The 23,287-nt window shown below is 45.7% G+C and carries 15 protein-coding genes; 6 read left to right on the top strand and 9 right to left on the bottom strand.

The window, feature by feature from the left end:
• Positions 1–240: 240 nt before the first annotated feature.
• Positions 241–5,364 (bottom strand): di-heme oxidoredictase family protein, encoded by a 5,124-nt coding sequence (locus tag SDE_RS21235; RefSeq protein WP_011467875.1) that lies wholly within the window; start codon positions 5,362–5,364, stop codon positions 241–243.
• A 1,026-nt stretch (positions 5,365–6,390) separates the two neighbouring features.
• Here SDE_RS21235 and SDE_RS07290 point away from each other — a divergent pair.
• Positions 6,391–7,596 (top strand): GAF domain-containing sensor histidine kinase, encoded by a 1,206-nt coding sequence (locus SDE_RS07290; RefSeq protein ID WP_011467874.1) that lies wholly within the window; start codon positions 6,391–6,393, stop codon positions 7,594–7,596.
• A 17-nt stretch (positions 7,597–7,613) separates the two neighbouring features.
• Here the strand turns inward: SDE_RS07290 and SDE_RS07285 are convergent, their stop codons facing one another.
• Positions 7,614–8,753, bottom strand: a complete 1,140-nt coding sequence (locus tag SDE_RS07285) for a helix-turn-helix domain-containing protein (RefSeq protein ID WP_011467873.1) — start codon at positions 8,751–8,753, stop codon at positions 7,614–7,616.
• A 212-nt stretch (positions 8,754–8,965) separates the two neighbouring features.
• Here SDE_RS07285 and SDE_RS07280 point away from each other — a divergent pair, with 212 nt between their 5' ends.
• The 3 genes from SDE_RS07280 to SDE_RS07270 all read left to right on the top strand — a co-directional run bounded on the left by SDE_RS07280 (position 8,966) and on the right by SDE_RS07270 (position 10,491).
• A complete protein-coding gene (locus tag SDE_RS07280; RefSeq protein ID WP_041324383.1) occupies positions 8,966–9,382 on the top strand; it encodes a hypothetical protein in 417 nt (138 codons plus the stop codon).
• Positions 9,383–9,464: 82 nt separating this feature from the next.
• Positions 9,465–10,109, top strand: coding sequence for a methyl-accepting chemotaxis protein (locus tag SDE_RS07275; protein ID WP_226986479.1), 645 nt, complete (start codon positions 9,465–9,467; stop codon positions 10,107–10,109).
• A gap of 151 nt (positions 10,110–10,260) precedes the next feature.
• Positions 10,261–10,491, top strand: a complete 231-nt coding sequence (locus SDE_RS07270) for a hypothetical protein (protein WP_011467870.1) — start codon at positions 10,261–10,263, stop codon at positions 10,489–10,491.
• An 18-nt stretch (positions 10,492–10,509) separates the two neighbouring features.
• Here SDE_RS07270 and SDE_RS07265 read toward each other — a convergent pair whose 3' ends face one another.
• From SDE_RS07265 to SDE_RS07255, 3 genes are all read right to left on the bottom strand, one after another.
• On the bottom strand, positions 10,510–11,322 hold the full coding sequence (locus SDE_RS07265) for a hypothetical protein (RefSeq protein ID WP_011467869.1): 813 nt from the start codon (positions 11,320–11,322) through the stop codon (positions 10,510–10,512).
• A 458-nt stretch (positions 11,323–11,780) separates the two neighbouring features.
• Positions 11,781–14,921: a TonB-dependent receptor gene (locus SDE_RS07260; protein WP_011467868.1), complete on the bottom strand. Its 3,141-nt coding sequence runs from the start codon at positions 14,919–14,921 to the stop codon at positions 11,781–11,783.
• Between the two features lie 846 nt (positions 14,922–15,767).
• Positions 15,768–16,085, bottom strand: a complete 318-nt coding sequence (locus tag SDE_RS07255) for a DUF4190 domain-containing protein (protein ID WP_011467867.1) — start codon at positions 16,083–16,085, stop codon at positions 15,768–15,770.
• 161 nt (positions 16,086–16,246) lie between these two features.
• Between SDE_RS07255 and SDE_RS07250 the strand changes: the two genes are divergently transcribed.
• Positions 16,247–16,510: a DUF4404 family protein gene (locus SDE_RS07250; protein WP_011467866.1), complete on the top strand. Its 264-nt coding sequence runs from the start codon at positions 16,247–16,249 to the stop codon at positions 16,508–16,510.
• Positions 16,511–16,587: 77 nt separating this feature from the next.
• On the opposite strand, the gene SDE_RS07245 is transcribed toward SDE_RS07250, so the two are convergent.
• The 4 genes from SDE_RS07245 to zwf form a co-directional block, all read right to left on the bottom strand.
• The gene (locus tag SDE_RS07245) at positions 16,588–17,076 is read right to left on the bottom strand and encodes a hypothetical protein (RefSeq protein ID WP_011467865.1); all 489 of its coding nucleotides are present in this window, start codon (positions 17,074–17,076) and stop codon (positions 16,588–16,590) included.
• Positions 17,077–17,323: 247 nt separating this feature from the next.
• Positions 17,324–17,953 carry a bifunctional 4-hydroxy-2-oxoglutarate aldolase/2-dehydro-3-deoxy-phosphogluconate aldolase gene (gene eda / locus SDE_RS07240; RefSeq protein WP_011467864.1) on the bottom strand — a complete coding sequence of 210 codons (630 nt, stop codon included), beginning with the start codon at positions 17,951–17,953 and terminating at the stop codon, positions 17,324–17,326.
• A gap of 45 nt (positions 17,954–17,998) precedes the next feature.
• Entirely contained in the window at positions 17,999–19,828 is a 1,830-nt protein-coding gene (gene edd / locus SDE_RS07235; RefSeq protein WP_011467863.1) for a phosphogluconate dehydratase, read from the bottom strand.
• Positions 19,829–19,902: 74 nt separating this feature from the next.
• Complete coding sequence (zwf, locus tag SDE_RS07230; protein WP_011467862.1) at positions 19,903–21,378, bottom strand: glucose-6-phosphate dehydrogenase; 1,476 nt, start codon at positions 21,376–21,378, stop codon at positions 19,903–19,905.
• Positions 21,379–22,155: 777 nt separating this feature from the next.
• On the opposite strand from zwf, the gene gap reads away from it, so the two are divergent.
• Positions 22,156–23,163, top strand: coding sequence for a type I glyceraldehyde-3-phosphate dehydrogenase (gap, locus tag SDE_RS07225; RefSeq protein ID WP_011467861.1), 1,008 nt, complete (start codon positions 22,156–22,158; stop codon positions 23,161–23,163).
• Positions 23,164–23,287: the final 124 nt, after the last annotated feature.

Here is a 23,287-nt window from a genome sequence, read left to right as displayed (position 1 = left end):
AATTCTAATCTCTAAATTCTAATCTCTAAATTCTAATCTCTAAATTCTAATCTCTAATACCGAAACTCTAATCTCTAATCTCTCAGTTCTAAGTTCTAAGTTCTAAGTTCTAAGTTCTAAGTTCAAGTTCAAGTTCAAGTTTGTTTAACATTGGAATTAATCTCTGCTCAAAAAAAAGCGGCGCTATATTAGCGCCGCAAGGGGTAACAACACACCATTTAACGAGTTAATAACCTGTTGTTAGAGGGAATTTAAGAATGCGAGTAGAGCATCGCGCTCGCTATTGCTTAAGTTTTGGTACGCTTGCTTCGAGTTTTCACCTTCGCCACCGTGCCACAAAATAGCTTCTTCAATGGTGCGTGCGCGACCATCGTGTAAGTAGCTGTGATGTGGAGTACAGGTTTCGTAGCCATCTAAGCCAAAATCATCCCAGCCGCGACCACCTTCTACACCACCCGTAACACAAGCAGACAAACCTAAGCCCCAAAGCGGCGCGGTACGCCATTCGGCACCCGTTGCATCGCCTTCACCTAAGTTATCGGCCAAACCTGGGCCCATATCGTGCAGCAAGAGATCTGTGTAGGGGTGAATAGTTTGGCTGCGTAACTCTGCAAGCGGGTGATATTGCGATGTTTGGTAAGTGTCGGTATGACAACTCACACAGCCAGCATCGTTAAACACTTGCTTACCCTGTAGTACTTGCGCATCGTTGTAGTCTCGCTGTGGGCGAACACCCAGTAAAGAAACATACTTAACAAGGTTATCTAAATGCTCATCTGCTAGTTCCGCACCACTTGGGCCACAATCGTTTTGATTCGAGCCGCAATCTGGGTTGGGCATTACAGAGGTACGTACACCTATATCCGTATTAAACGCCGCAGCCACTTGATGCTTTACACTGCTGGTTGCTGCTTTGTAGCCAAAGCGACCTAAGCGGGTTTCACCGGTTACAGGGTCGATAGAGCGCTGCGCTTTACCGGAGATACCATCACCGTTCGCATCGTTCACATCTTCTTGCGCTAAAATTGCACTTTCTGGAATCGCTTCGAGCAAACCAATGCCATTTAGCTGTGGGGCAATACGCGCAGAGAAAGTGTCTGGCGTTATGCCGCTAAATGCATAGTTTGGTTTGCGCAAACCGTTTTCTTCGCTAAAGAATGCGATGGTTGGCGTGCCCTCGCTAGCGGCACCGTTGTTCGCTTCTGGCTGCAATACGCGCCCCATATCTGGATGCGGGTTACCATTTGCGTCGCCCACTTTAAACACCCAACGGTCTAACGGTTCACCAATACCCACAACCGGTGCACGACCATTGCGCTCGTGACAATCCGAGCAGCGGTCATTCACATAGTGCGGGCCTGCTTTACCTGGCATACCATCAAATACGCCGTTTTCTGCGCTCTCATCGTGCGTACCATCTACGTAAGATGTGTGGTGCACACGGCGACCGAGTACAAACGGCTGGCCATTATCAAAACCCAGGTTGGTTGCCATTTGCTGGAAGTGGCCATCTGGCTCGGCAGTCATTTGCACATGCAAAGTTGTATCGCCACCTAAACGCGCGTGCTCGGGCACAGGAATGGAATCTCGCTGCAAACGGTTGCCGCCTTGGAAAGCAACTTTATCGGTAACATCCCAAGGCACTAAGCCCTCACCCACAATGTAAAGGTAAGTGGTGCCGTAATAATTAGAGCGACCGCGAGGTAATAGCGCGGGGTCTAAAAATTGGCTGATTTCAAACTCCATTTTATCGCCAATTTGAATGGGACGACCCTCACGACAGTTAAAGCTAGATTCCTTCCAGTAGTGCGTGTGATCCACTTCGTTCATCACGCCATTGCCACAGTATTCAGCGAGCGTGTTGTTACCAATATAAAACCAGCGGTTTTCTGCTTCGGTGTCATCCAAACGCATTTGACTTACGATATTCATGCGAATGCTGCTGCCACCTTTCGCAACGTAATCCACTATTTCAATAGCAATAGTGCGATCTTCCCAATAGAAAGTAAGGTAGTGATCGTAAGCTTGGAAGTGGTTTTCTTTTGCGTGACGGTCGCGACCGCGATCTGAAATTCGCGTAACAAGCGCATCACCGCGATCAAAAGAAATAGCGCCTTCTAAGTTTGTGCTGGCATTATATAAAGGCACAATATTAGTTTGCGTTACAGGGCAACCCACTGCATTTACACTGGTACCCGCAGGGGTATTTGGACATTGATCACTTGAATCGTCCACACCGTCGTTATCGCTATCTGATGGTGGCTGAACCACTGGGCAGCCAACGGAATCAACCGATGTACCTGCAGGTGTATTTGGGCACTGATCATTAGCATCCGTAACGCCATCGTTGTCACTATCGGATGGTGGCTGTGTTACTGGGCAACCAACAGAATCGACAGCTGTGCCGGCGGGTGTATTTGGGCATTGGTCAGCACTATCACCTACGCCGTCGCCATCACTATCGCTACCCGCAGCAACTACGCTGTAGCTTACCGTTTCACTGTCGCGTGCACCGCCTAGTTCTGGGTCCCAATAGGTAACAAAGTAACTAATGGAGTCACCTGGGGCCAAGTCTGGCACGGTATATACATGCTTACCGTTTTCCAAACTCATGGACACATTCACTTGCCCACCGCCATTAACACTGTAATGCAACACTGCCCAGTCGGCGCCATTTACATAAAATTGCGCGCTGTTGGAATCTGACTGAGTCACACCAAATGGCTGTACAACTACCGGGCAACCGCTGGCGTCCACTTCGGTGCCGGCAGGGGTATTGGCGCAGTTGTCTTGGCTGTCTGGCACACCGTCGTTATCGCTATCGGGGTCGTTTACTGGCTCTAAGTGCAACCAATTAAGGTTAAAGCCGCCGGCATCTGCATTTACACGAATAGTGTAGGTACCCGTGCCTGCAACAAAACGCGCTACGTGCTGGGTTTCCCAATTTTGCCAACCACCAGTCGCTACAGCATTAGACCCACCCACAGCTTGACCAGAAATAGAAACGCTGTAAGCGCCATTGCCGCTTAACGATGCCACGCGTGCAGTTAGGTCATAAACACCTTCAATTAATTCAACCGAGTATTCCAACCACTCGCCAGTATCTGTCCAACCTACGTTGAATCCACCTTCGCTAGCGGCTTCAATATCCACATCATCAGAGCGGTATTGACCGCCATTGTTACCTGCAGATAGGTCGTGATAGGCCGCGTAATCTTCGGCTTCTATGTGCACGGGTACTGGGTCTACGACAATCGCACAGCCATTAGCATCCACCTCTGTACCCGCTGGTGTATTGGGGCAGTTATCTTGGCTGTCAGGTACGCCATCGTTATCTGCGTCTGGCACGGGCTCAAAATGCACCCAGTTAATGTTATATCCAGCCACATCAGTACTAATGCGCAGAGTTTGTTGACCGCCATTTACCGTAATTTGGCCGACAACTTGAGTAACCCAGTTTTGCCAACCGCCAGTTGCAACTCCGTTAGAGCCGATTGTGGTGCCATCTAAACTAACACTGTACACACCAGTATCGGTATTTGAAGCAACACGAGCTGTAACGTCGTAGGTGCCCGCAGCGAGGTTTAAAGTGTAATCCATCCACTCGCCAGCATCAGTCCAACCGACGTTAAAACCACCTTCGCTTGCAGCTTCTATATCTACATCATCGCTGCGATACGCATTGCCAGAGTTGCCACTGGTTGTATCGTAGTAAGCTTCGTAGTCTTCCGCTTCTACCGTTACAGCCACAGGCTGTGGCAAACCTATTTGGCAGCCAACGCTATCTACTGCAGTACCGGCTGGTGTGTTGGGGCACTGATCAAGTTCATCAGCTACGCCGTCGCCGTCGCTGTCTACAGGCCCTGCACCACCGCCTTCCCAGCGCACATCGTCGATGGCAAATTCAAAATTAGACGTTGGAATTTGGCCGTCAACACTGGCGATATAAAACATACCAGCCATAGACTGCAATGCAATTAAACTGCCGCGCAAGTCCGCTACTGGAATTGTCGCCTCAGCCCATTCGCCATTGCGCACCAAACCGTAGGTTGTTTGATTAGCAGGGAAAGTTAGCCAGTTTTCGTTGGTGTAAGTATCTGCAAAACCAACTTTAAATGAGACGTTAGCGGGTATTTTTATTTTGAATTTAAACTCGCCATTCTCAAAATTACTCATATCGCGCGCGTGCACAGCTTGAATGCCAGCACCGAACCACTCTGGCGCGGTGTAGTTCCAGGCTATTACATTGTCGCCTTCGGCGGGCGCAAGCGTTCCTTCACTTAGGGAGTTTTGATTCCAAATATAAATTTGTGACGTATCACCGGCTACCAGCTTATTGCTGGTGGGCGTGTCATCGGTAAACACACCAAATGTGCCGTATTCTTTTTGGGCAATTGAGCCTTCGAATATTTCGCCCATACCGTCTAATTGGTACACACGAATATAGTCTAAATACATTTTACCGGGCAGCTGTGCGGTAACTTCGGCAGGTGTAGACGCATCGGTAAAATTGCCGCCAACTGCTAAGTTTGCCAACAAATAAAACGGCTGTTGCAGCTCAGTAGCCTCTTCGCCGATAGTAATTGGATCATCGTACATATCGTACTCAACGCCATTATCAATTACGGTAAAACGCAACTGGGTGTCGGTCCAATAAGTGCGGTAAATAACAAATCGCTCGCCCATAGACGTTTGAGAAACATAGGCGTTATCTGTTTGCCATGCGGTCATGGCTGCACAGGTGGGGTTTTCGGGTACACAGGCTGCTTCTGCATAAAAAATTGCATTGGCCGCGGTGTAGTTGTTTAGGTTTGTGCCTGGGTGGCCCGCATCGGCCATGCCTTGGGCACGATGGCCCATTTCCATCATGTCTATTTCGCCTTTGCTCGGCCAGCTTTCTGTGCTTGTGCCAAGCATCCAAACCGCAGGCCAATAGCCAACGCCCATATTTGGTACTCGCAAACGGAACTCAATCATGCCGTACTTAATGGCTATTCCGTCTTCCGAATCAATTTTGCCGGATGTAAACGCACTGCCATTTACAGTTTCGTTGCGCGCTTCAAAAACAACCGCTTTGTTGCCCGGTTCTCCGGGCACATCTTCGATGGTTACATTGCTATCTTGGTAATACTGCAATTCTTGGTTGCCCCAACCGCAAAGGTTTGGGCCGTATTGGCAGCCATCACCCTCAATCACATTCCAACGATCGCTGTTGAGGGTATTGAAATTCTCTTCAAAGATTAAATTACCAATAACAGGATTGGTAACGTCGGCGTGGGTGGCCGCAGTGGCGACTAGCGTAAGGCCTGAAGCCAACGCTAACTTTGCAATTAACCCAGCGGACAATCGCTTTTGGTTACTCATGATGAACTCACTTTTTATAAGTTTATTATCGAAGTTAAGTGATGAAGCTTTTGATCTAATACAGGGTGTACAACTCACCTACAAAAGCTCACAACCTCTCGTCTGACTAGCAATAGAGTTACATTATTAAATGGGGTAACGATGATCTATAGGGAAAACTAGCCATAATTCACAATCCTCTTATTTTTATTGTTCGAGGGTTTGTAAGGCTGCCTACAAGTTTGCTTATTCCTTGCCACTATGGGCTAAACAACAATCCAAATTGTAGTTCCGTGCTGCAAATTAGAGCTTGAGGCAATGTGTAAACAAAAGTCAGTGGCGATGGCTGCATGAGCATTCAGCTGAGTGCCCATCATCGAATATTTGGCCTTTGAATACCTGCGCAAATAGACAAATACTGCTTAGAAATATCTTGATGCTTATAAAAAGCGTATGTAAATCGACCAACACCGTCAAGGCGCCAAATCACGTTTTACGGGGCGTGCCACAAAGCGAAAAAAGCACCTCGCATCCCACTTTTTACAGGCATAAAACTGGAACAATTCCTGTTCACTACAAAGTCCATGCATGAGTGCTCAACCCCATACCAATAAAATAATCACACTGTGTCCGCGCGCCCTTGCTCACGCTAGGTACAGGGGTTCGCCTAACGGCTTGGGCGTTCAACACTGTATTCGAACATACGCTAGCACGAGACAAGCAGACGTTAGACAACGCCAAATTAAACCCACTGTAATGCCCCCTAAAAACAAGTGTCTCAGTAAAAATAATTAGTCCCACTTTAGGTAAACAGCGAAATCGCGACGTGTAACACCTAAAAATACGCTTATTCGCTTGCTTTCTAGCTCAAATCAGCCGCGCAGAAGCAGAACGATTAGGTGCAAATCAATTCTAAAAATCGCTCTTATATAGAAGATATAGGACTAACCAAATACGAACGTTACGCCGGTAATAGCCAAGCTTTATGCAACGCAGAAATATGTATTTGGGCTACACTTTACCTACACAGGTTAAAGGCGTTGCACTATGAAACCAGCCCCTCCCACTCTGGATGAAACTCAGCGGTTACAGGCTCTAAGGAGCTACAATATTTTAGATACCGCTAGCGAGCAGGGTTTCGATGATATTACTTTTATCGCATCGCAAGTGTGTGACACGCCAATAGCACTAGTAAGCCTTGTAGATGAACGAAGACAATGGTTTAAATCGAAACAAGGGTTAACTGCCTGCGAGACGCATAGAGACTTAGCGTTTTGCGCCCACGCTATTCACGATACCGCCCCTTTTGTAGTAAATAACACCTTAGAAGACGACCGTTTTGCCGATAACCCCTTGGTTACAGGGCCACCAGATATCCGGTTCTATGCGGGCGTACCCCTAATTTGCCCCGATGGCTATGCGCTGGGCACATTGTGCGTCATTGATACTCGCCCTAGGTCTCTCGACGACACCCAGTTAACAATACTCTCTGCCCTAGCCCGGCAGGTTGTAGCGCAATTAGAGCTTCGAAAGCAATCTACCCGCTTAGAATTAGCAAATAGCATAAGGGCTCGACTAATAACTATACTCACCCACGATTTAAGAAACAGCTTCCAAGTAGCGGCTGGCTATGCCAAAAGATTACGTAAAAAGAAGAATGTGCTGTCCCCAATACAGGTGGACGAGCTGGCCGAAGTAATAGAAAAGTCAGCGGTTCAAGCACATGAGCTGCTTGTGGGAATGGTTACTTGGTCTAGAGATCAGCAGGAGAGTGAAAATACCGTTGCCGCTCCGGTGGATTTACAAAGCGCCTGCGAAAATGCTATATCTATGTGCGAACCATTAGCCAAAGCAAAAGAAATAACCCTAACGCTAACTGGCGGTAGCAATTCGCACATAATAAGCAATCAGTTTTTACTGGTATCTACTTTGCAGAACCTAATAAGCAACAGCATTAAATTCTCCCACAAGGGCAATAAAGTAGAAGTGGCTATTCAAGAAAAAGCGAGCATGGTGGAGTGTAGCGTCACAGACCATGGGGATGGCATGGAGCAAGAAGATGCGGAAAAACTCTTCGATGGAAGTCTCAGCACCTCTCGCAAAGGCACCTTCGAAGAAACCGGCTTTGGCATAGGCTCCATGCTGATTAGTGACTTTGTAAAAAGCTACCGAGGAGAAATTACAGTAAAAACAGCCCCACAAAGAGGGATGTGCGTAACCATCGCCATGCCTAAAAACGCTACGTTTACCTAGGCGCTGCACGCTTTATTTTATTTACCGCGCTGTGCTTGTTGCCGATACTCTGAAGGCGACATACCCACTAAACGACTAAAAAACCGATGAAATGACGATTTATTATTGAACCCTGCAGCAGTATAAATTTGTGCAATGGACAAATTTTTTTTACTACTATCCTCCAACAGGCGCTTAGCCTCCTCTACCCGATGCGCGTTAATAAACTCGAAAAAGCGTGTTTTAAGGTCTCTATTTAAAGCGTTAGACACTGCTTTAGCATTTACACCTATTTTCTCGGCGTATTGATCAATATTGATACTTGGGTACAAATGTAACTGCAACTCATGGATACCCCTCTCAATTTGTTCAACCACATCTTTAGAGTCTTTTACTGCTATTTGCTTCGGCTCGCTATAACGTACATTCACAATTTTACTGGTGCATACCAAGCTATAAAATACCAGCCCGTTCATTAGCATAAAACGTATTAAATTGTGACTGGTGCCCATCGCATCAGCAAAACCACCACCAATTAGATCTGCACTTAAGTTTATTAAAATAGACCAGCTCCAACTAATTAAAAAACAGCCACTAAGCACCATTAACCAACTAATTTCTATGCTCGAAATACTAGAGAACTGCTCTTTTAAACGCTGTAAATATTTTTGCAGCCACACCAACGCATACGCCGCGTAAAAAATGGACAAACCATTAGACGCATACCAGATAACACTCGCCATTTGGGTAGTATCCACATCGCCAGATCGCGACTGCAAGTCTTCTGTAGTAATACCAAATACACACACACCCACAACAGCCAGCAACGCCGGTAAAGCGTGAATGCAATGCCTTGCTCGCAATTGCAAACCAGAAAACAGCAACGCTCGCACATAAAAATAAAATAACGGACCACGGGCAAAATGACTGAATGTAAATAGCAGCACCAAACCATTAGAGTAAAAGGATTGCGATAAGGGAATGGCGTCATTCCACATTAGCAAGCCGGTGATGAAATCGACGGAAACAACGATTAAAAAAGCAGCGAGAAAATAACTACCCCATTTACCACTGCGATTGCTGGCCGGCAGCACCATCCGAAAAACAGCTAATAACAATGCTTCAAACACTGCAATAATCAAGAAAACATCGTATACATTAAAAATTCGATCGCCCATTTTCGGCCCATTTATTCTTTATTGCGTTCAATTCTACCGCTATTTAAGGCGGTATTAAGTGACCAATTACTGGAATTCATGAAGTAAATTACAAATAAAAAGCTTGAGCATATGTTATTTCTAATTTAAATAAGTATTAATCAATTAATGCTCTTCTTGTGAAATACAAATCGTGCGAAAATTGCGCCTTCGCAAGCGTAAAGGACAAACCCATGCCACCCCTTCATCAACCATCACGCCATGTGGAATGGCTAGCACTACACAACAGCTACGAACAAGCCGAACGTTTTTCACTACTTATAAAATTAACTGCTGTTTTATTAACGGCGGGCCTTTCTTTACTCGGTGCGCATACCTATTTGACGTGCCTACTCGTTAGTACGCTTTGGTTGCAGGATGCGATATGGAAGACCTTCCAAAGCCGCACAGAACAACGACTACTCATCATAGAGAAAATGGCTGCCACCGATGAAAACGCTAACCCAGCGTTTTACAGCGAGTGGCTAAGAAATAGGCCTAGTTTTGCAAAGCTAATACTCGCCTATTTCGGCAATGCAGTTAGACCCACTATCGCCTACCCTTACCCTGTTCTCATAGCATTAGCCATAATTATGGCTTGCATTAATTAATATCGCTTCGGGTTACGCTTTAACTACTCTTAACGTAAAAAACGTAACCCCGCCACTACAAACCTCCATGGTCGCCACCGCCATGAACGAGATGACGCTCACCACGCAGGAGATTGCAGCTGAGGCGGAGAATACTTTCAGTAAAATGCTTAGCGCTCACGAGCAAGCGGAACACAGCCAATCAGAAGTAAATGCCAGTAAAGAAAAAACGCTAGACCTGCAAACCGATATGGATCATGCATGCAAAGTTATCACCCAACTTGATGGAGATATTCATGCTATTGAAGCCATTATAGGTGTAATTGAATCTCTAACCGATCAAACCAATTTACTTGCATTAAACGCCGCCATTGAGGCCGCTCGCGCTGGCGAGCAAGGCCGAGGTTTTGCAGTAGTGGCCGACGAAGTACGCACTCTCGCTGCACGCACACGGTCATCCACTGAAGAAATAAAGAACAATATATCTGCACTGCTTAAAGCGAGTGTGCAGGCAGTAGACGCCATCCACTCGGCGCAGGAGCGCACGCTTGAAACAGCCTCCAGCGCGGAATACGTAAACACAAGAATTAAAGACGCAGTAAGCAGTATTGCAACTATTAAAGATTTAAATATGCAAATAGCCACGGCTGCCGAAGAGCAAACACGCGCAACCGAAGAAATGAACCAGAACATTGTGCCGCATTGCCGATTTAGCAGAGACCACAGCCGAGTTATCAACCAAAAGTAGTGGACAAATGGTAGAGCTATACAAATCATCCGAATCAGACAAATATTCTGCAATATGGTGACGGCATCTTTCAGGTAGCCAAGAACTCTCCAAACTTAGACGCTGCGCAAAATTTGCTCAACAACTTCCAGCGTATGGAAGTAAAATTGATATGCCTCCGGGCGACCTAAATGCAATGGCCGCTTTGGTAGCCGAAAATTCTTACTCAGTAAGCCCTTTTAACAGCTATGCCTTAAATCGCGGCGAACCAAACTACAACGAGCTGTTTAGGCAAGCCATTGTAAAATTAACCCAAAAAGAAATAACCCCAACAAAGGCTTCGCAATTTATTCAAGATGGATTGAACAGCTGGAATTATGTTGGTAGGGTTAAATGTAAATAACACTTAGTCTATTTAGCTCTAGCGTGATATTTGCTGGTGCGACGTTGAATTAAGCTGCTCTAGTGTTATCAACTTTCTACATATTGCCAAGTTTTCTTCATCTCTTAACACTTGCTTTACAGCTTTTTTGTAGGTTGTGCGCAAATACGGTTTAAGTAAAACGGTTATTTGCTTGCTAGGAATTTCTTTTAGCACCCCGAAAACAGCCAAGCAAAATATAGCTTCACTTTCTGAGAGCGCAGCAACACGATTTGCACTGGGGTCGTAACAGCGAGCACAGCTGCCTCGGAAGGTATAAGCCGAGTTAGCCACTAATACCCCAAACCCCATAAATACACTTAATATTTCTGATGTTTCGTTGAAGCTTTCTAAACCAGCTGGCGGCACCAATCCTGTTTGATACAAGTAATGTTGCGCGACGGCCTTGCTCATACTTGCAACCAAGTCCATGGGCTTTTTAAGCATCGGCGCGGAATAAGACACCATTAATACATCGTTAGAAGCAATCACAGCCGAGGAATTATTCGCACGCTGCGTGGTTTGTAAAGTGAGCCTAGGTGGAGCCGCTGTAGCCACTTGCTGCTGCGGGACCAAAACGAACGGCCAGCTAGCCAAGCCTGAGTATTGCAACACCCGCGCATAAGCGTTTTTAACCATATCGAGTTCATTGTCTGCTCTATCGGGAAAGCTTTCGCGCGTTGGCTTAACTAAGTCCGTAGAACGCACAAACGCCGTTGCGTCAAAGTTCTCAAGCGCCCATTGAAATACAGCAAAAATGTTGTTCGCCGTTTGATCTTCGACGACTCGAGGTTTAGTAAAAATAGAAAACACGGCGCTTACTCACTGTTTTAATTATATAGTAGCTAAATCACTCAATACGCTTGCTTGTCGCATTAGGCGAATAGCTTAAACACTATACCACCTGTAGTTTTTAGTGCGCCACCCTAACCATTGCACGAAATGCAACCAAGCGCACACTATTCACCGGCAAAGCATTGAGCGAAAATGTAAAGGAATAAAAATTTTAACTAGTGGATAGCAGCAAAAGCGCCTACTTTAGGCGAGAGAAAATGCAAAAAAAGCGGTAACAACAGCCATTAACTATTGTTACCGCAATTCTCTTTAAGATGGGGTTTTAAAGAGAACCCTGGATTATTTACTGCGCATCGCTCAGCTCTAGCCTAGCGGTAATACCTACTTGTTAGTGCTGGGCTCACAACAATAAAGCCCCCATCATTTTCAAAGATAAGTAGCTCCACTTATAGGTAGCACTACCCACCGTGAAACTATTAAAACTTAGCCGTTACGCCCAGTTCAAATTTAGGACCAGTAGCAGACCACAAGGTTGAGTTACCTGTTTTAGAAACACGGTTACCCACTTGAGGCTCGTCAAAGGCGTTTTGAACTGTTGCACGTACTTTGAATGTTTTGTTAATTTTATAACTAGCAGCGAAATCCATTAACGTAAACGGTGCAATCCAACGGTTACCTGCTGCAATACCTAAGTTAGGCTGCAAGTATTCGCTGCGGTACTTGGTAATCCACTGTAGGTTCAAGTCACCTATATCCCAGAATACGGTTAGCGATCCACTGTGATCAGATTGACCAAAGAAGCTAGCTTCATCCAGGTTAGGTAAACCTACTATTACATTGCCATCTTCATCTACAGCATCGCCCCATACAGCATCTTGGGTAACGTAATCTGTTTGTGCGTAGTTGTAAGTTAAGCGAGTACCTAGCCCGTCAAATGGTGAAGGCAACATAGTAAATACGGTTTGCGCGTTTAACTCTAAACCATACAACGAGTTGTTTTGATCCACGTTTACGAATTTAGTTACCGCTACATCTTGCTCGTAGTAAACAATCTCACCAGGCGCAGCAGTACCAGCACCTAAACTTTCATCACCGCCAAACACACCCACGGTTTGGGTGGTTTCTACGCGTTCATTCGCGTAAGTAGCTTCGAAATCTTTGTAGTAAAACGCAGTACTTATCGAAGATTCAGGGCTAAAGTACCACTCGAACGATACATCTGCGTTCCACGACATATATGGCTTAAGGTAGGGGTTACCGGTAGATGCACTGCGAATATCATCTGTTAATACGCCGCTTACGCCATTTCTATCGTCGAATTCGTCTTCGCCGTAAGAATACCCATTCGCATACCAATCAATATTTTCGCGGCTTAAAGCGCGGTAAATTGCCGAGCGAATTAAAAACTCATCGCTAATATCAAATATAGCCGTAACGCTTGGCAAGAATGAGGTAATGCTATTGGTATCGGTTAAGGTTTCTACTCGGCCATCGCGCTTTAGGTACCAATCGTCGCCGCTGGCATCTTCAGTAAAGCCACACAAATCGGCACTGTAAGAAACACCTGCGTCGTCTGGGTTACAAGAAACTGCGGTATAACCTACTTTATAGCCTATGGATTCAACCGTAGTTTCAAGCACTCGCACACCGAAATTACCATACACAGGAATACTGCCCAACTCGGTACTGTAATTTGCTTTTATGTACGCAGCGGTTACGGTTTCGCTTACATTAATATCGTCACCCAATACATCGCTCATGCCTGCTGCAGCCAATGCTTGTTCATGGGTAATACCTTCGGTCGCTTTACCGTTGGTAACTAAACTAATTGCACATTCTGTATCGAAGCTTGCCCAAGGCGCAGATTTAGCCGCGTTGGTACCCGCACCAAAATTATCATTTGGAAAATCGATACCACATTCCTGCGCTATACGGCCGCGCAACTCGGTGTTGGAAACTGCTGGGTTTGCCATATCGCCATCGGTGTAAAGTGCATAAATCACTTCGATACCCGTTTCTTGGCTATCGTCCGCTTCTACCACACGCTTGTTGGTAGAGTAGCGAATGCCGGTCTCGTAAGACGTAATAAAGCCACCTTCTTCCATTGCGTAATCAGCATCTAAACGAATTGCTTCCATAGTGTGTTTTTGATCAAACTTACGGCTGCGAATAGTTGCGCCTAAATCAAATGAAGACAAATCCGTTGGATCAAATTCCACACCGCCTTCAACGTTACCACCAAAGGTAAGCTCTGGCGTATCGGAAGCATTTACGAAGCTGTAATCGATGTAATCGGAAGTGCGGAAACGAACATAACGCTGATTACGTGAACGATGAGTATCCGAGTACGATAGATCTGCATCTAGCGTTAAGCGATCAGTTGGGGTAAAAGTAACTGCAAAGCCACCGCCCACGTAATCTTCTACGCGACGATACATGTTGTTATCTAAACGAACTTGAGACGTACCTTTCCACGATAACGCGTTATAGCTATTTGGGTCTAACACTACATCGTAGTGACCGCGACGCATGTTATCTGCTTGAATTTCTGAACGCGCTTCTTCATAGGATTTACTCGACAACTGCAAATCGACATTAAATTCCCAATCGTCGCTTGGATGCCATTGCACCGCTCCCATAAACGCACGACGATTTTCATTGTCATTTAAATTGCGGTATGCACCAGAGTTATTCACTATGTACACGTCATTTAGGTCGGCACCGCTTGCCAGTACGCCGGTGGCATCTGTGTATGCTGTACCACGAGCGCCTGCAGGGGTAGTTGGGGCGCAATCTTCTTTAAAGCTTGTTGAGCGAGCAGCCAACATCGCCTCTTGAGAGGTCCAGCCTTGGTTTACACACGCGGTTGTAGAAGAACTTGGGTTGTAAGATTCTTCTGGGTTGCCGTGATCATAAAGCGCAACACCAACAGACACACCCACTGGACCAAAATCTGTTTCGAATTGGTTAATATGAGACGCCGAGCCACGATAGCCAAAACCATCGTTTTCATCTTGGCGGGCGGCGTAAGAGTTAAACTTGCCACGCACATCCACAACCGTTACGTTTTTTCCGTAATCTAACGGGCGAACCGTTTTAAGCTCAACCACTCCAGAAGTGCCGCCTTCGATCATATCGGCAGACTGGGATTTATAAATTTGAATTTTATCCATTAGCTCCGACGGGAACTGCTGGAAGTTAACGCTGCGGTTTTCTGAACCGGTGGTTACAGTACGACCATTAAATGTCTCCAAACCTAACGTTGGGCCTAGGCCGCGCAAAGACACCTGCGAGCCGCTACCTTTCAAGCGGTGAGTTGTAGCACCAGGGATTGCTTCTAACGCTTCGGCCACTGAAAGACTCGGAATTTCACCAATATCACCACTTGCCAGCACATCGGAAATGCTAGTCGTTTCGCGCTTTAGCGTTAACGCATCTTGCAATGCTTGACGCGTAGCAGTTACCACAACCTCTTCCAGCATTACGTTGTCTTTATCCTGCGCAAAAGCGGATATTGAGAATAGTGGCGCGATGACTCCGGCCAACATCAGAGAGCTAATATTTTTGTTAAGCATGGGCTTTACACTCTGAAAGATAAATGAGTTAAGTTTGTTCATTCTGTACTGCATCCCCGTCGTAGAGATTTATTGTTAGACCAACCTAAGAAGCAGCGTTTGGCCCCCTAGGGATAGCGAAAAACAGCTAAAAAATAGCCAGTCAGATCACTTCGAGGGGATTCTCTACGACATTTTTTAAATTAACAATCACTTTTTGATCGTCAAATTGGTAACAACATACGGCTGTATAAACACATTAACCAACTACCGTAATCAAACAGTAAACAAACAATTCCCCAAATAAACTAAACCAAATCTCGCACTAGCATTTTAAGAAAATCACCAATCCATACTTTGCGGAATAAGTACTACAGCGTGGAGAGAAAAAGAAAAAGCACTCACTCCAACCAGTTCAAAATTAAAAGAATTAACCCATATAATTCAATAACTTAAACACACCAACGCATTCATTAGTTAGTCAGCACTATCAATACGCAAACAACTTTGATTTTGTCATATAGCTACAACCGCCCCGCCGTTAAAATTGGCCGCCACACAAAAGCAAACACACCAACCCTCCCCGACTTGACGCAAACCAGACTTAAATCGATACATGTGTATTGAATATATTTTTGTAAAAACGGGAGGAAAATCGTGTTTTTCAGTAAAACGGGGTAGCATTAACGCTAATTCTGAAGCTTTATAATGAAGGTAGGCACTGAAAGTCTAAGACCAATTTGAAGCAAGGATGGCTAACCGGCCGCATGAAACTGCAGGGCCTTTAAGTATATAAAGATAAGTTTGTACTAATTAATGAACAGCCAAGAGAGGGGTGCAGAGCAATAGGAAGCTAAACCAAAAATACAAGAACGCAGCCTTGCTTAGGCAAGTGCCGCGCTTAAATCATTACGCGGCTAAAGCTGCGCCCACACCAAAAACGACAAGCGCCAGAAAAATTAATAGCGTAATGGCCAAACCTAAATAGCCAAGAATAAGCCCAGCTAATGCCATACCATCGCCGGTTTGCTGCCCTTGACTGTCGCGAATTTGCGACCGAGCAATGTGCCCACATATTACAGCAACTAAAGAGCCAAAAAAGAATAACCCTAAAATGCCCGCCACCAAAGCGATCACCGCCAATACCGATGTTTGAGGAGGCACAACTACTTGTGCCTGATGACCAGCAGCCGCGGGATTGGGCTGTACTTGAGCTTGAGTATCCACAAAAAACCTCTTTGAATTAGTGCTATTAAGCAATTAGCGTTATATTAGCAATAGCAGATGTTAACGCTATCCATTATCTGCCGTTACAAACAGATGGCAGTTTAATGACAAACGAAAGACTATTCTATAGATAACACCACCAAGCACGCAGGAGCAGCAGTATGCCCAAATCATCACTCCCCGGACTACTTACCAAATTACACGATGCATTAGGTGACACAGAAAGCACTAACACCGACTTGCAAGCAAAGGTAAGTGAGTTTGAGCGCTCCCTTAAGCAACAGCTAGAAAACGAAGCTCAGGTAAATAGCACATCCTTGCAAGATCAAATAAATCAATTGGAAGCGGAGTTTGCAGCAGAACACCCAACAGCAGAGCGCATATTGCGTGAAATTATGGATGTTTTAGGCAGAATAGGCGTATAACGCCAACAAAACAGCAGGAGCACAAGTAGCTACGGCGCAAACAAGACAGCGCCGTATGCTTTTGCTATAAGCCCCAACTAAACACAAACGGCCAAGCTTGAGCGAAATACCGCCCATTTATCGTTTGGTAATTGATCAAAGAGGTTTCTTTCAGTTTCGATAACAAACTCTTCGGTTTGCGTACGTACTTTAAACTCAGCCAGCACGCTCCCTACTTGCAGAACAGCTGTTGTCGTTACATTAAAATCTTCTGCACTTTGTACTCTAATGCGTAATGTTTGACCTGATTCAACCTGTTGAGGCTCACTGGTAAAAGCGCCGCCATCCACCGATAACTCACCCTTTGCGATAGAAACCATTACCGGTGCTTGGGCATTTCTAACAATGGCCACATCGGAATATATGTATCGGCCAAGTGGCGCTTGTAGCTCTGAGGAAAAGACTATAGGGGCCGGAGTGTTCACTACCGCAGGCTTCGCACCAAATAAACTGGCCGCCTTCTCGCAACCAGAAACAGATAACAGGCAAACCAGTACTCCAGCCAACCACACTGTGATTTTTAACACGACACTCCCCCGAGTAGATCTTGCGCGAGCAACAGCCGGCGCAATTTAGACATACAACAATAAGCAAAGGAGTTTATGTGATTTTGGTTACAGCATTTTTACAGTTTTATTTATCCGCCAAATAAAGCCAAAAGACGCACATAAAAAAAGCACCTAAGGGTAACCCTAGGCGCTTTTTTAGCTGCTAGCTGTTAGCTGTTAGCTGTTAGCTGTTAGCTGTTAGCTGTTAGCTGTTAGCTGTTAGCTGTTAGCTAGAAATTTTAGCGGTAGTTGCCGCCGCAATATCAGTAATAGCTTGCCAGTTTTTAGCTGCAACAGCATCTGCAGGCACCAACCAAGTACCACCCACACAAGCAACGTTAGGCAATGCCAAGAAGTCGGTGAAAGTATCGATAGTCAAACCGCCTGTTGGACAGAAGGAAACCTGTGGTAATGGGCCACCAATAGACTTAAGTAATGGCAAACCACCTACTGCAACCGCAGGGAATAGCTTGAAGCAAGACAAACCTAGCTCCATACCAAGCATAACTTCAGAAGGCGAAGTTACACCAGGCAACATTTCTACGCCCAAATCTTGCGCTTGCTTCAGCAATGTTGGGGTGTAACCAGGAGATACGGCGAAATCAACACCAATTGCAGCAATATCTTTAAGGTTTTGATGGTTAATAACCGTACCTACCCCCACCAGGATGTCTTCACACTCAGCTTTAATAGCGCGAATAGCATCCAGTGCCGCAGGAGTACGTAAAGTAATCTCAACTGCTTTAATACCGCCGGCTTTTAATGCGTTTGTAATAGGCACCGCATCTTCTACACGATCCACAACCACAACAGGCATTACGCCAACTGGAGCTAAAAATTCTTTTGTAATAGCCACAATATAATTCCTTAATTCAACTCAAACTTATTTAAAGAATGGCGACTATTTTTCGCCAAACTCTCTTTCAAAATCGAAAACTGTTCCGCCTTGTAGCGATACACCAGCCAAATCGCGCAAACCACCAAACAGAGAGCGTCCGAGGTTCTGCTCCACGACCGGTTGCACAGCTGGCTCACGCGCAGCTAACTCTTCATCACTAACAAGCGCTTGAATAACGCCCGCTTCGGCATCGAAGCGAATCACATCACCCGTGCGCAGCTTATTCAACAGGCCACCCTTACTCGCTTCTGGCGACAAGTGTATACCGGCCGGCACTTTACCAGATGCACCAGACATTCTGCCATCGGTAACTAACGCTACCTTGAAACCCTTATCTTGAAGCACACCTAAAGGCGGGGTCATTTTATGAAGTTCTGGCATGCCATTGGCAGAAGGCCCTTGGAAGCGCACTACCGCAACAAAGTCTTTTTCGAGCTCACCACGCTTAAACGCAGCTATTAGCTCTTCTTGGGCCTCGAATACAATACATGGGGCCTCAACAACGCGATTTTCTGGCGCTACCGCAGAAATTTTGATTACGCCCTGCCCTAAGTTACCCTTGAGTAGACGCAACCCACCCTCTTTATCGAAAGGCGAGGTAACTGGACGCACAACGGTATCGTCGCGGCTAACAGGTACATCATTTACCCATTCAGCCTGCCCCTTATCGTTAAGCATGGGCTCTTTTTCGTAGGCCTCGAGGCCCTCACCCATAATAGTAACCACATCTTCATTTAGCAAACCGCCGCTGCGCAGCTCTCTTACTAAATAAGCCATGCCGCCAGCCTGCTGGAATTGGTTAACATCAGCTTCGCCGTTAGGGTAAACACGTGCAAGTAATGGCACAGCACGCGAAAGCTCGTCCATATCTGCCCACGTAACCTCTATACCCGCAGCGCGAGCCACAGCAACAATGTGTAGCGTGTGGTTAGTAGAACCGCCGGTAGCCAACAAACCAATTATTGAATTGACGATGGATTTTTCCGTAATGACTTCGTAGAGCGGACGGTAGTTACCGGCTGAATCTGTGATTTTTACCAACTTTTCAACAGCAGCTCTCGTTAAGGCATCACGCAACTCAGTACCGGGGTAAACAAACGACGAGCCAGGCAACTGAACACCCAACATTTCAACCATCATTTGGTTTGTATTCGCTGTACCGTAAAAAGTACACGTGCCTGCACTGTGATAGGAAGCCGACTCGGTTTCTAAAAGCTTATCTTCCCCCACAATGCCCGCCGCATATTGCTGACGAACTTTTGCTTTTTCTTTGTTGGGAATACCAGAAGGCATTGGTCCGGCAGGCACAAACACCCCAGGAATATGACCAAACTGCAACGCGCCAATTAGCATGCCAGGAACAATTTTATCGCATACACCCAAAAACATATTGCCATCAAACATATTGTGCGAAAGGCCTACTGCTGTAGCCATTGCTACAACTTCGCGGCTAAACAAACTCAGCTCCATACCGGGCTGGCCTTGAGTTACACCATCACACATTGCCGGCACGCCGCCTGCAACTTGAGCAGTTGAACCCATTGCACGCGCAGTTTCTTTGATTATTTGAGGGTATGTTTCTAAAGGCTGATGCGCCGAAAGCATATCGTTAAATGCCGTAGTAATACTTATGTTTGCACTTTGCATTAAACGAATTGTTTGCTTATCGGATTGACCACATGCTGCATAGGCATGAGCCAAATTGCCGCAAGATAGACGCTTTTTAGGAGGATGCTGCTCCATGGTGTTGCGCATTAAATTCAAATACGCCTGACGAGAATGTCGACTGCGCTCAATAATTCGCTGAGTTACAGCTTCGATTACGCTATTCATACATTGGACCTAAAATTCGATGCTTTAAGAAAAGTAAAAAGGGGCACTTATGCCCCTTTAATCGTTCGCGACAATTAATCGCGAGGTTCTATTTCGTGCCACTCACGACCGTCTCTGCTTAGCAGCTCATTTGCCGCAACCGGCCCAATACTGCCAGCAGGATAGCCCTGAGCTTTCATACCCGTGGATTTCCAGCCAGCGAAAATAGTGTCTACCCATTTCCACGCAGCTTCTACTTCCGCAGCACTTACAAACAACGTTTGATCGTTACGCAACACATCAAACAATAAGCGCGAGTATGCATCGTGTGTTTTAATTTCTTTTTTATCAGAGAACCAAAGGTTCAAACAACCAGACTCCAACGGAATACCAGGCTCTAAACCTGCAACCTTATTCATTACGCGCAAACGAATACCTTCATCTGGCTGCAAACGAATAATCAAACGGTTTGATGCGTGATTTTCGTGGTTTTCTTGGAAAATTTTATGTTTACTTTGCTTAAAGTGAACAACAATTTCAGAGTGACGGCCACGCAAGCGCTTACCCGTACGAAGATAAATAGGCACGCCGGACCAACGCCAGTTTTGAATCTCTGCTTTAATAGCTACAAACGTTTCTGTTTGACTATTGGGGTCAATTTCGTATTTATCAGACTCTTCTTCTAAGTAGCCCGGCACTTCTTTGCCACCTACCACGCCGCGCTCATATTGACCGCGAACGGTATCTTTTAGCACTTCTTCTCCCTCAATCATTTTTAGAGAGTTAAGTACTTTTAATTTTTCTGCGCGCACGGAGTCTGCGTCTAACACTGCTGGCGGCTCCATACAGGTTAAGCACAACACTTGTAACAAGTGGTTTTGAACCATGTCGCGGGTTGCACCGGTCTGATCGTAAAAACTCCAGCGGTTGCCAACACCTACTTCTTCAGAAACGGTAATTTGAATGGAATCAACATACCGTGAGTTCCAAAGCGGTTCGAAAATATCGTTAGCAAAACGCAGCGCAATTAAGTTTTGCACTGTCTCTTTACCAAGATAGTGATCAATGCGGAATAGTTGTTTTTCTGGGAAGGTGCGAGCCAACTCATTGTTAATAGCAATGAAAGATTCACGGCTATCACCAAGTGGTTTTTCTACAACTAAACGCGTGGTTTCTTTTGCTAAACCACATCCCTCTAGCGCGTTGCAAACTTTACCAAAAATGAGTGGTGGAATAGCTAAATACACAACCAACTGGTTGCCTTCACCAAGAAACTCTTCGCGAACTTTGCCTAACGATTCTGCGTTAGTGGCATCACCTTGAGCAAAAAAGATTTTTTGAGAGTAGCTTTCCCACTTCTCTTCAGAAAATAACTCTGCTGCTACGTTAGCTTTTAACCATTCTTTTACTTTTACTAGAAACTCTTCGCGTGTTTGCCCTGTGCGAGCCATACCGATAATGCGAGTATTTTCTGGCATACAGTTATTGAGTTCTAAATAGTAAAGAGACGGGTAGAGCTTGCGCAGTGCTAAGTCACCATCACCCCCAACAATCAGCATGTCTGTATTCATAATACGTCTGTACCTTATTTGCTCGATGTCATAAAAATTAGTTTAGCTTCGCTCGCTATATATAGAGCCGTTTATCCCATGCCAAGGCTGTTGAGCACTTTGAGGGAGAAGCGTAAAAACCAACACTTTTGATGATGGAGTTTGTTGTTTTTGCCTACGTTACCAGTAGGACGGCGAATGCGCCCACGACCTTCCCTGTTGGGGAAATTTGGCCAGCGCCACTCCACTTTGCAGCATCATATTGCCGCGGGAATAATGAAGTACCACCGGTTGCGATTGGCTAAACCTTCAGAACGAAGGCGCATATTCTACCAGTATTTGTCGCTTAAAGGGGCAATATCGGAAGCTAGAAATAAAAAAACGCCTAAAAATGTCAATCCTGCGCCAGCTGTGACCTATAACCGATAAAACCGCATAAATTACGCTGGAAATTTGCTCCAAAACAATGCAAAAAAACAGCAGAAATCCCCCAAAACAATGTAGACATTTCGGTTTAAAAAAACACAACCAATGAGACCTTACCAAACATCACTCTAAGCGTAGTTTGGACTTACCAAAAAAGCACGACCAAACGCACTTTTCATCCATCAATTCCCATTATGCAATTAGTTTTAAGGTGGTTTTGACCTACACTTCACGAATGCTCCATAAGGGTGCGCAACTTGCACCAAAAGCCGCGTAAACACTGGCAAAAAGAAGCGCACGCGGTTGCATTTTCGACCCCAATTACGGATAATCCCCGCTCTTTAAATATTGGACCTCATCAGGAAAATTGATATGCCACGTATTGCTATCAACGGCTTTGGCCGCATTGGCCGTAACGTTCTCCGAGCCATCTACGAGCGTAATCTTCAAAATGAAATGCAAGTTGTTGCAATTAACGACTTGGGCTCGCCAGACATCAACGCTCACCTACTCAAGTACGACACCGTTCACGGTCGTTTTGGTTTTGATGTAGAAGCTTCTGAAGGCGCCATCCGTGTAAACGGCGACGAAATTAAAATCACCGCCGAGCGCAACCCAGCCGACCTACCTTGGGCTGCACTTAACGTAGATATCGTTTTTGAGTGTACCGGCCTGTTTGTTGCGCGTGATAAAGCAGCTTTGCACTTAGATGCAGGCGCTAAAAATGTATTGATTTCTGCACCAGGTAAAGATGTAGATTTGACTGTTGTTTACGGCGTAAACCACGAATCAATCACTGCAGATCACAAAGTTTTGTCTAATGCTTCTTGCACCACAAACTGCTTGGCACCTATGACTTCTGCCCTGCACTCTGCAATTGGTGTTAAAACAGGTTTGATGAACACCATCCACTCTTACACTAACGACCAACGTGTAACGGATGCGTACCACTCAGACACCTTGCGCGCACGCGCTGCAGCCTTGAACATGATCCCAACTAAAACCGGTGCAGCTGCTGCAATCGGCTTAGTTATTCCAGATCTTGCTGGCAAACTAGACGGCCTCTCTATCCGCGTTCCTACCGTTAACGTTTCTTGCCTCGACTTCACCTTCGAAGCCGCTCGCGATACAACTGTAGAAGAAGTTAACCAAGTATTGCGCGATGCAGCTGCTGGCCCACTAAAAGGCGTTATGGACGTTAACACCATACCGCTGGTTTCTAGCGACTTTAACCACGACGCACACTCTTGTATTGTTGACCTTTCACACACCCGTGTAATGGGCAACCAAGTTAAAGTATTGGCTTGGTACGACAACGAGTGGGGCTTCTCCAACCGTATGCTAGACACCACTATGGCCATTGTTAAAGCAAACGCCTAAGTTGCATTACATAGTTGTGATAATGCTCATGCATTAAACGCACAACACAAAAAAGGGGGCTTCGGCCCCCTTTTTTGTTGCATTCAGCTCCTGTTAAACTGCTAACGACTAAATTGGATTTGAA

Source organism: Saccharophagus degradans 2-40 (assembly GCF_000013665.1).
Classification (GTDB): Bacteria; Pseudomonadota; Gammaproteobacteria; order Pseudomonadales; family Cellvibrionaceae; genus Saccharophagus; species Saccharophagus degradans.
Note: the sequence above shows the minus strand (reverse complement) of the source record. Positions and strands in the feature narration are given on the sequence as shown.

Coding starts and splice junctions, on each gene's coding strand:
- SDE_RS21235 (WP_011467875.1), bottom strand. CDS start 5,364: ATGAGTAACCAAAAGCGATTGTCCGCTGGGTTAATTGCAAAGTTAGCG.
- SDE_RS07290 (WP_011467874.1), top strand. CDS start 6,391: ATGAAACCAGCCCCTCCCACTCTGGATGAAACTCAGCGGTTACAGGCT.
- SDE_RS07285 (WP_011467873.1), bottom strand. CDS start 8,753: ATGGGCGATCGAATTTTTAATGTATACGATGTTTTCTTGATTATTGCA.
- SDE_RS07280 (WP_041324383.1), top strand. CDS start 8,966: ATGCCACCCCTTCATCAACCATCACGCCATGTGGAATGGCTAGCACTA.
- SDE_RS07275 (WP_226986479.1), top strand. CDS start 9,465: ATGAACGAGATGACGCTCACCACGCAGGAGATTGCAGCTGAGGCGGAG.
- SDE_RS07270 (WP_011467870.1), top strand. CDS start 10,261: ATGCCTCCGGGCGACCTAAATGCAATGGCCGCTTTGGTAGCCGAAAAT.
- SDE_RS07260 (WP_011467868.1), bottom strand. CDS start 14,921: ATGAACAAACTTAACTCATTTATCTTTCAGAGTGTAAAGCCCATGCTT.
- SDE_RS07250 (WP_011467866.1), top strand. CDS start 16,247: ATGCCCAAATCATCACTCCCCGGACTACTTACCAAATTACACGATGCA.
- edd (WP_011467863.1), bottom strand. CDS start 19,828: ATGAATAGCGTAATCGAAGCTGTAACTCAGCGAATTATTGAGCGCAGT.
- zwf (WP_011467862.1), bottom strand. CDS start 21,378: ATGAATACAGACATGCTGATTGTTGGGGGTGATGGTGACTTAGCACTG.
- gap (WP_011467861.1), top strand. CDS start 22,156: ATGCCACGTATTGCTATCAACGGCTTTGGCCGCATTGGCCGTAACGTT.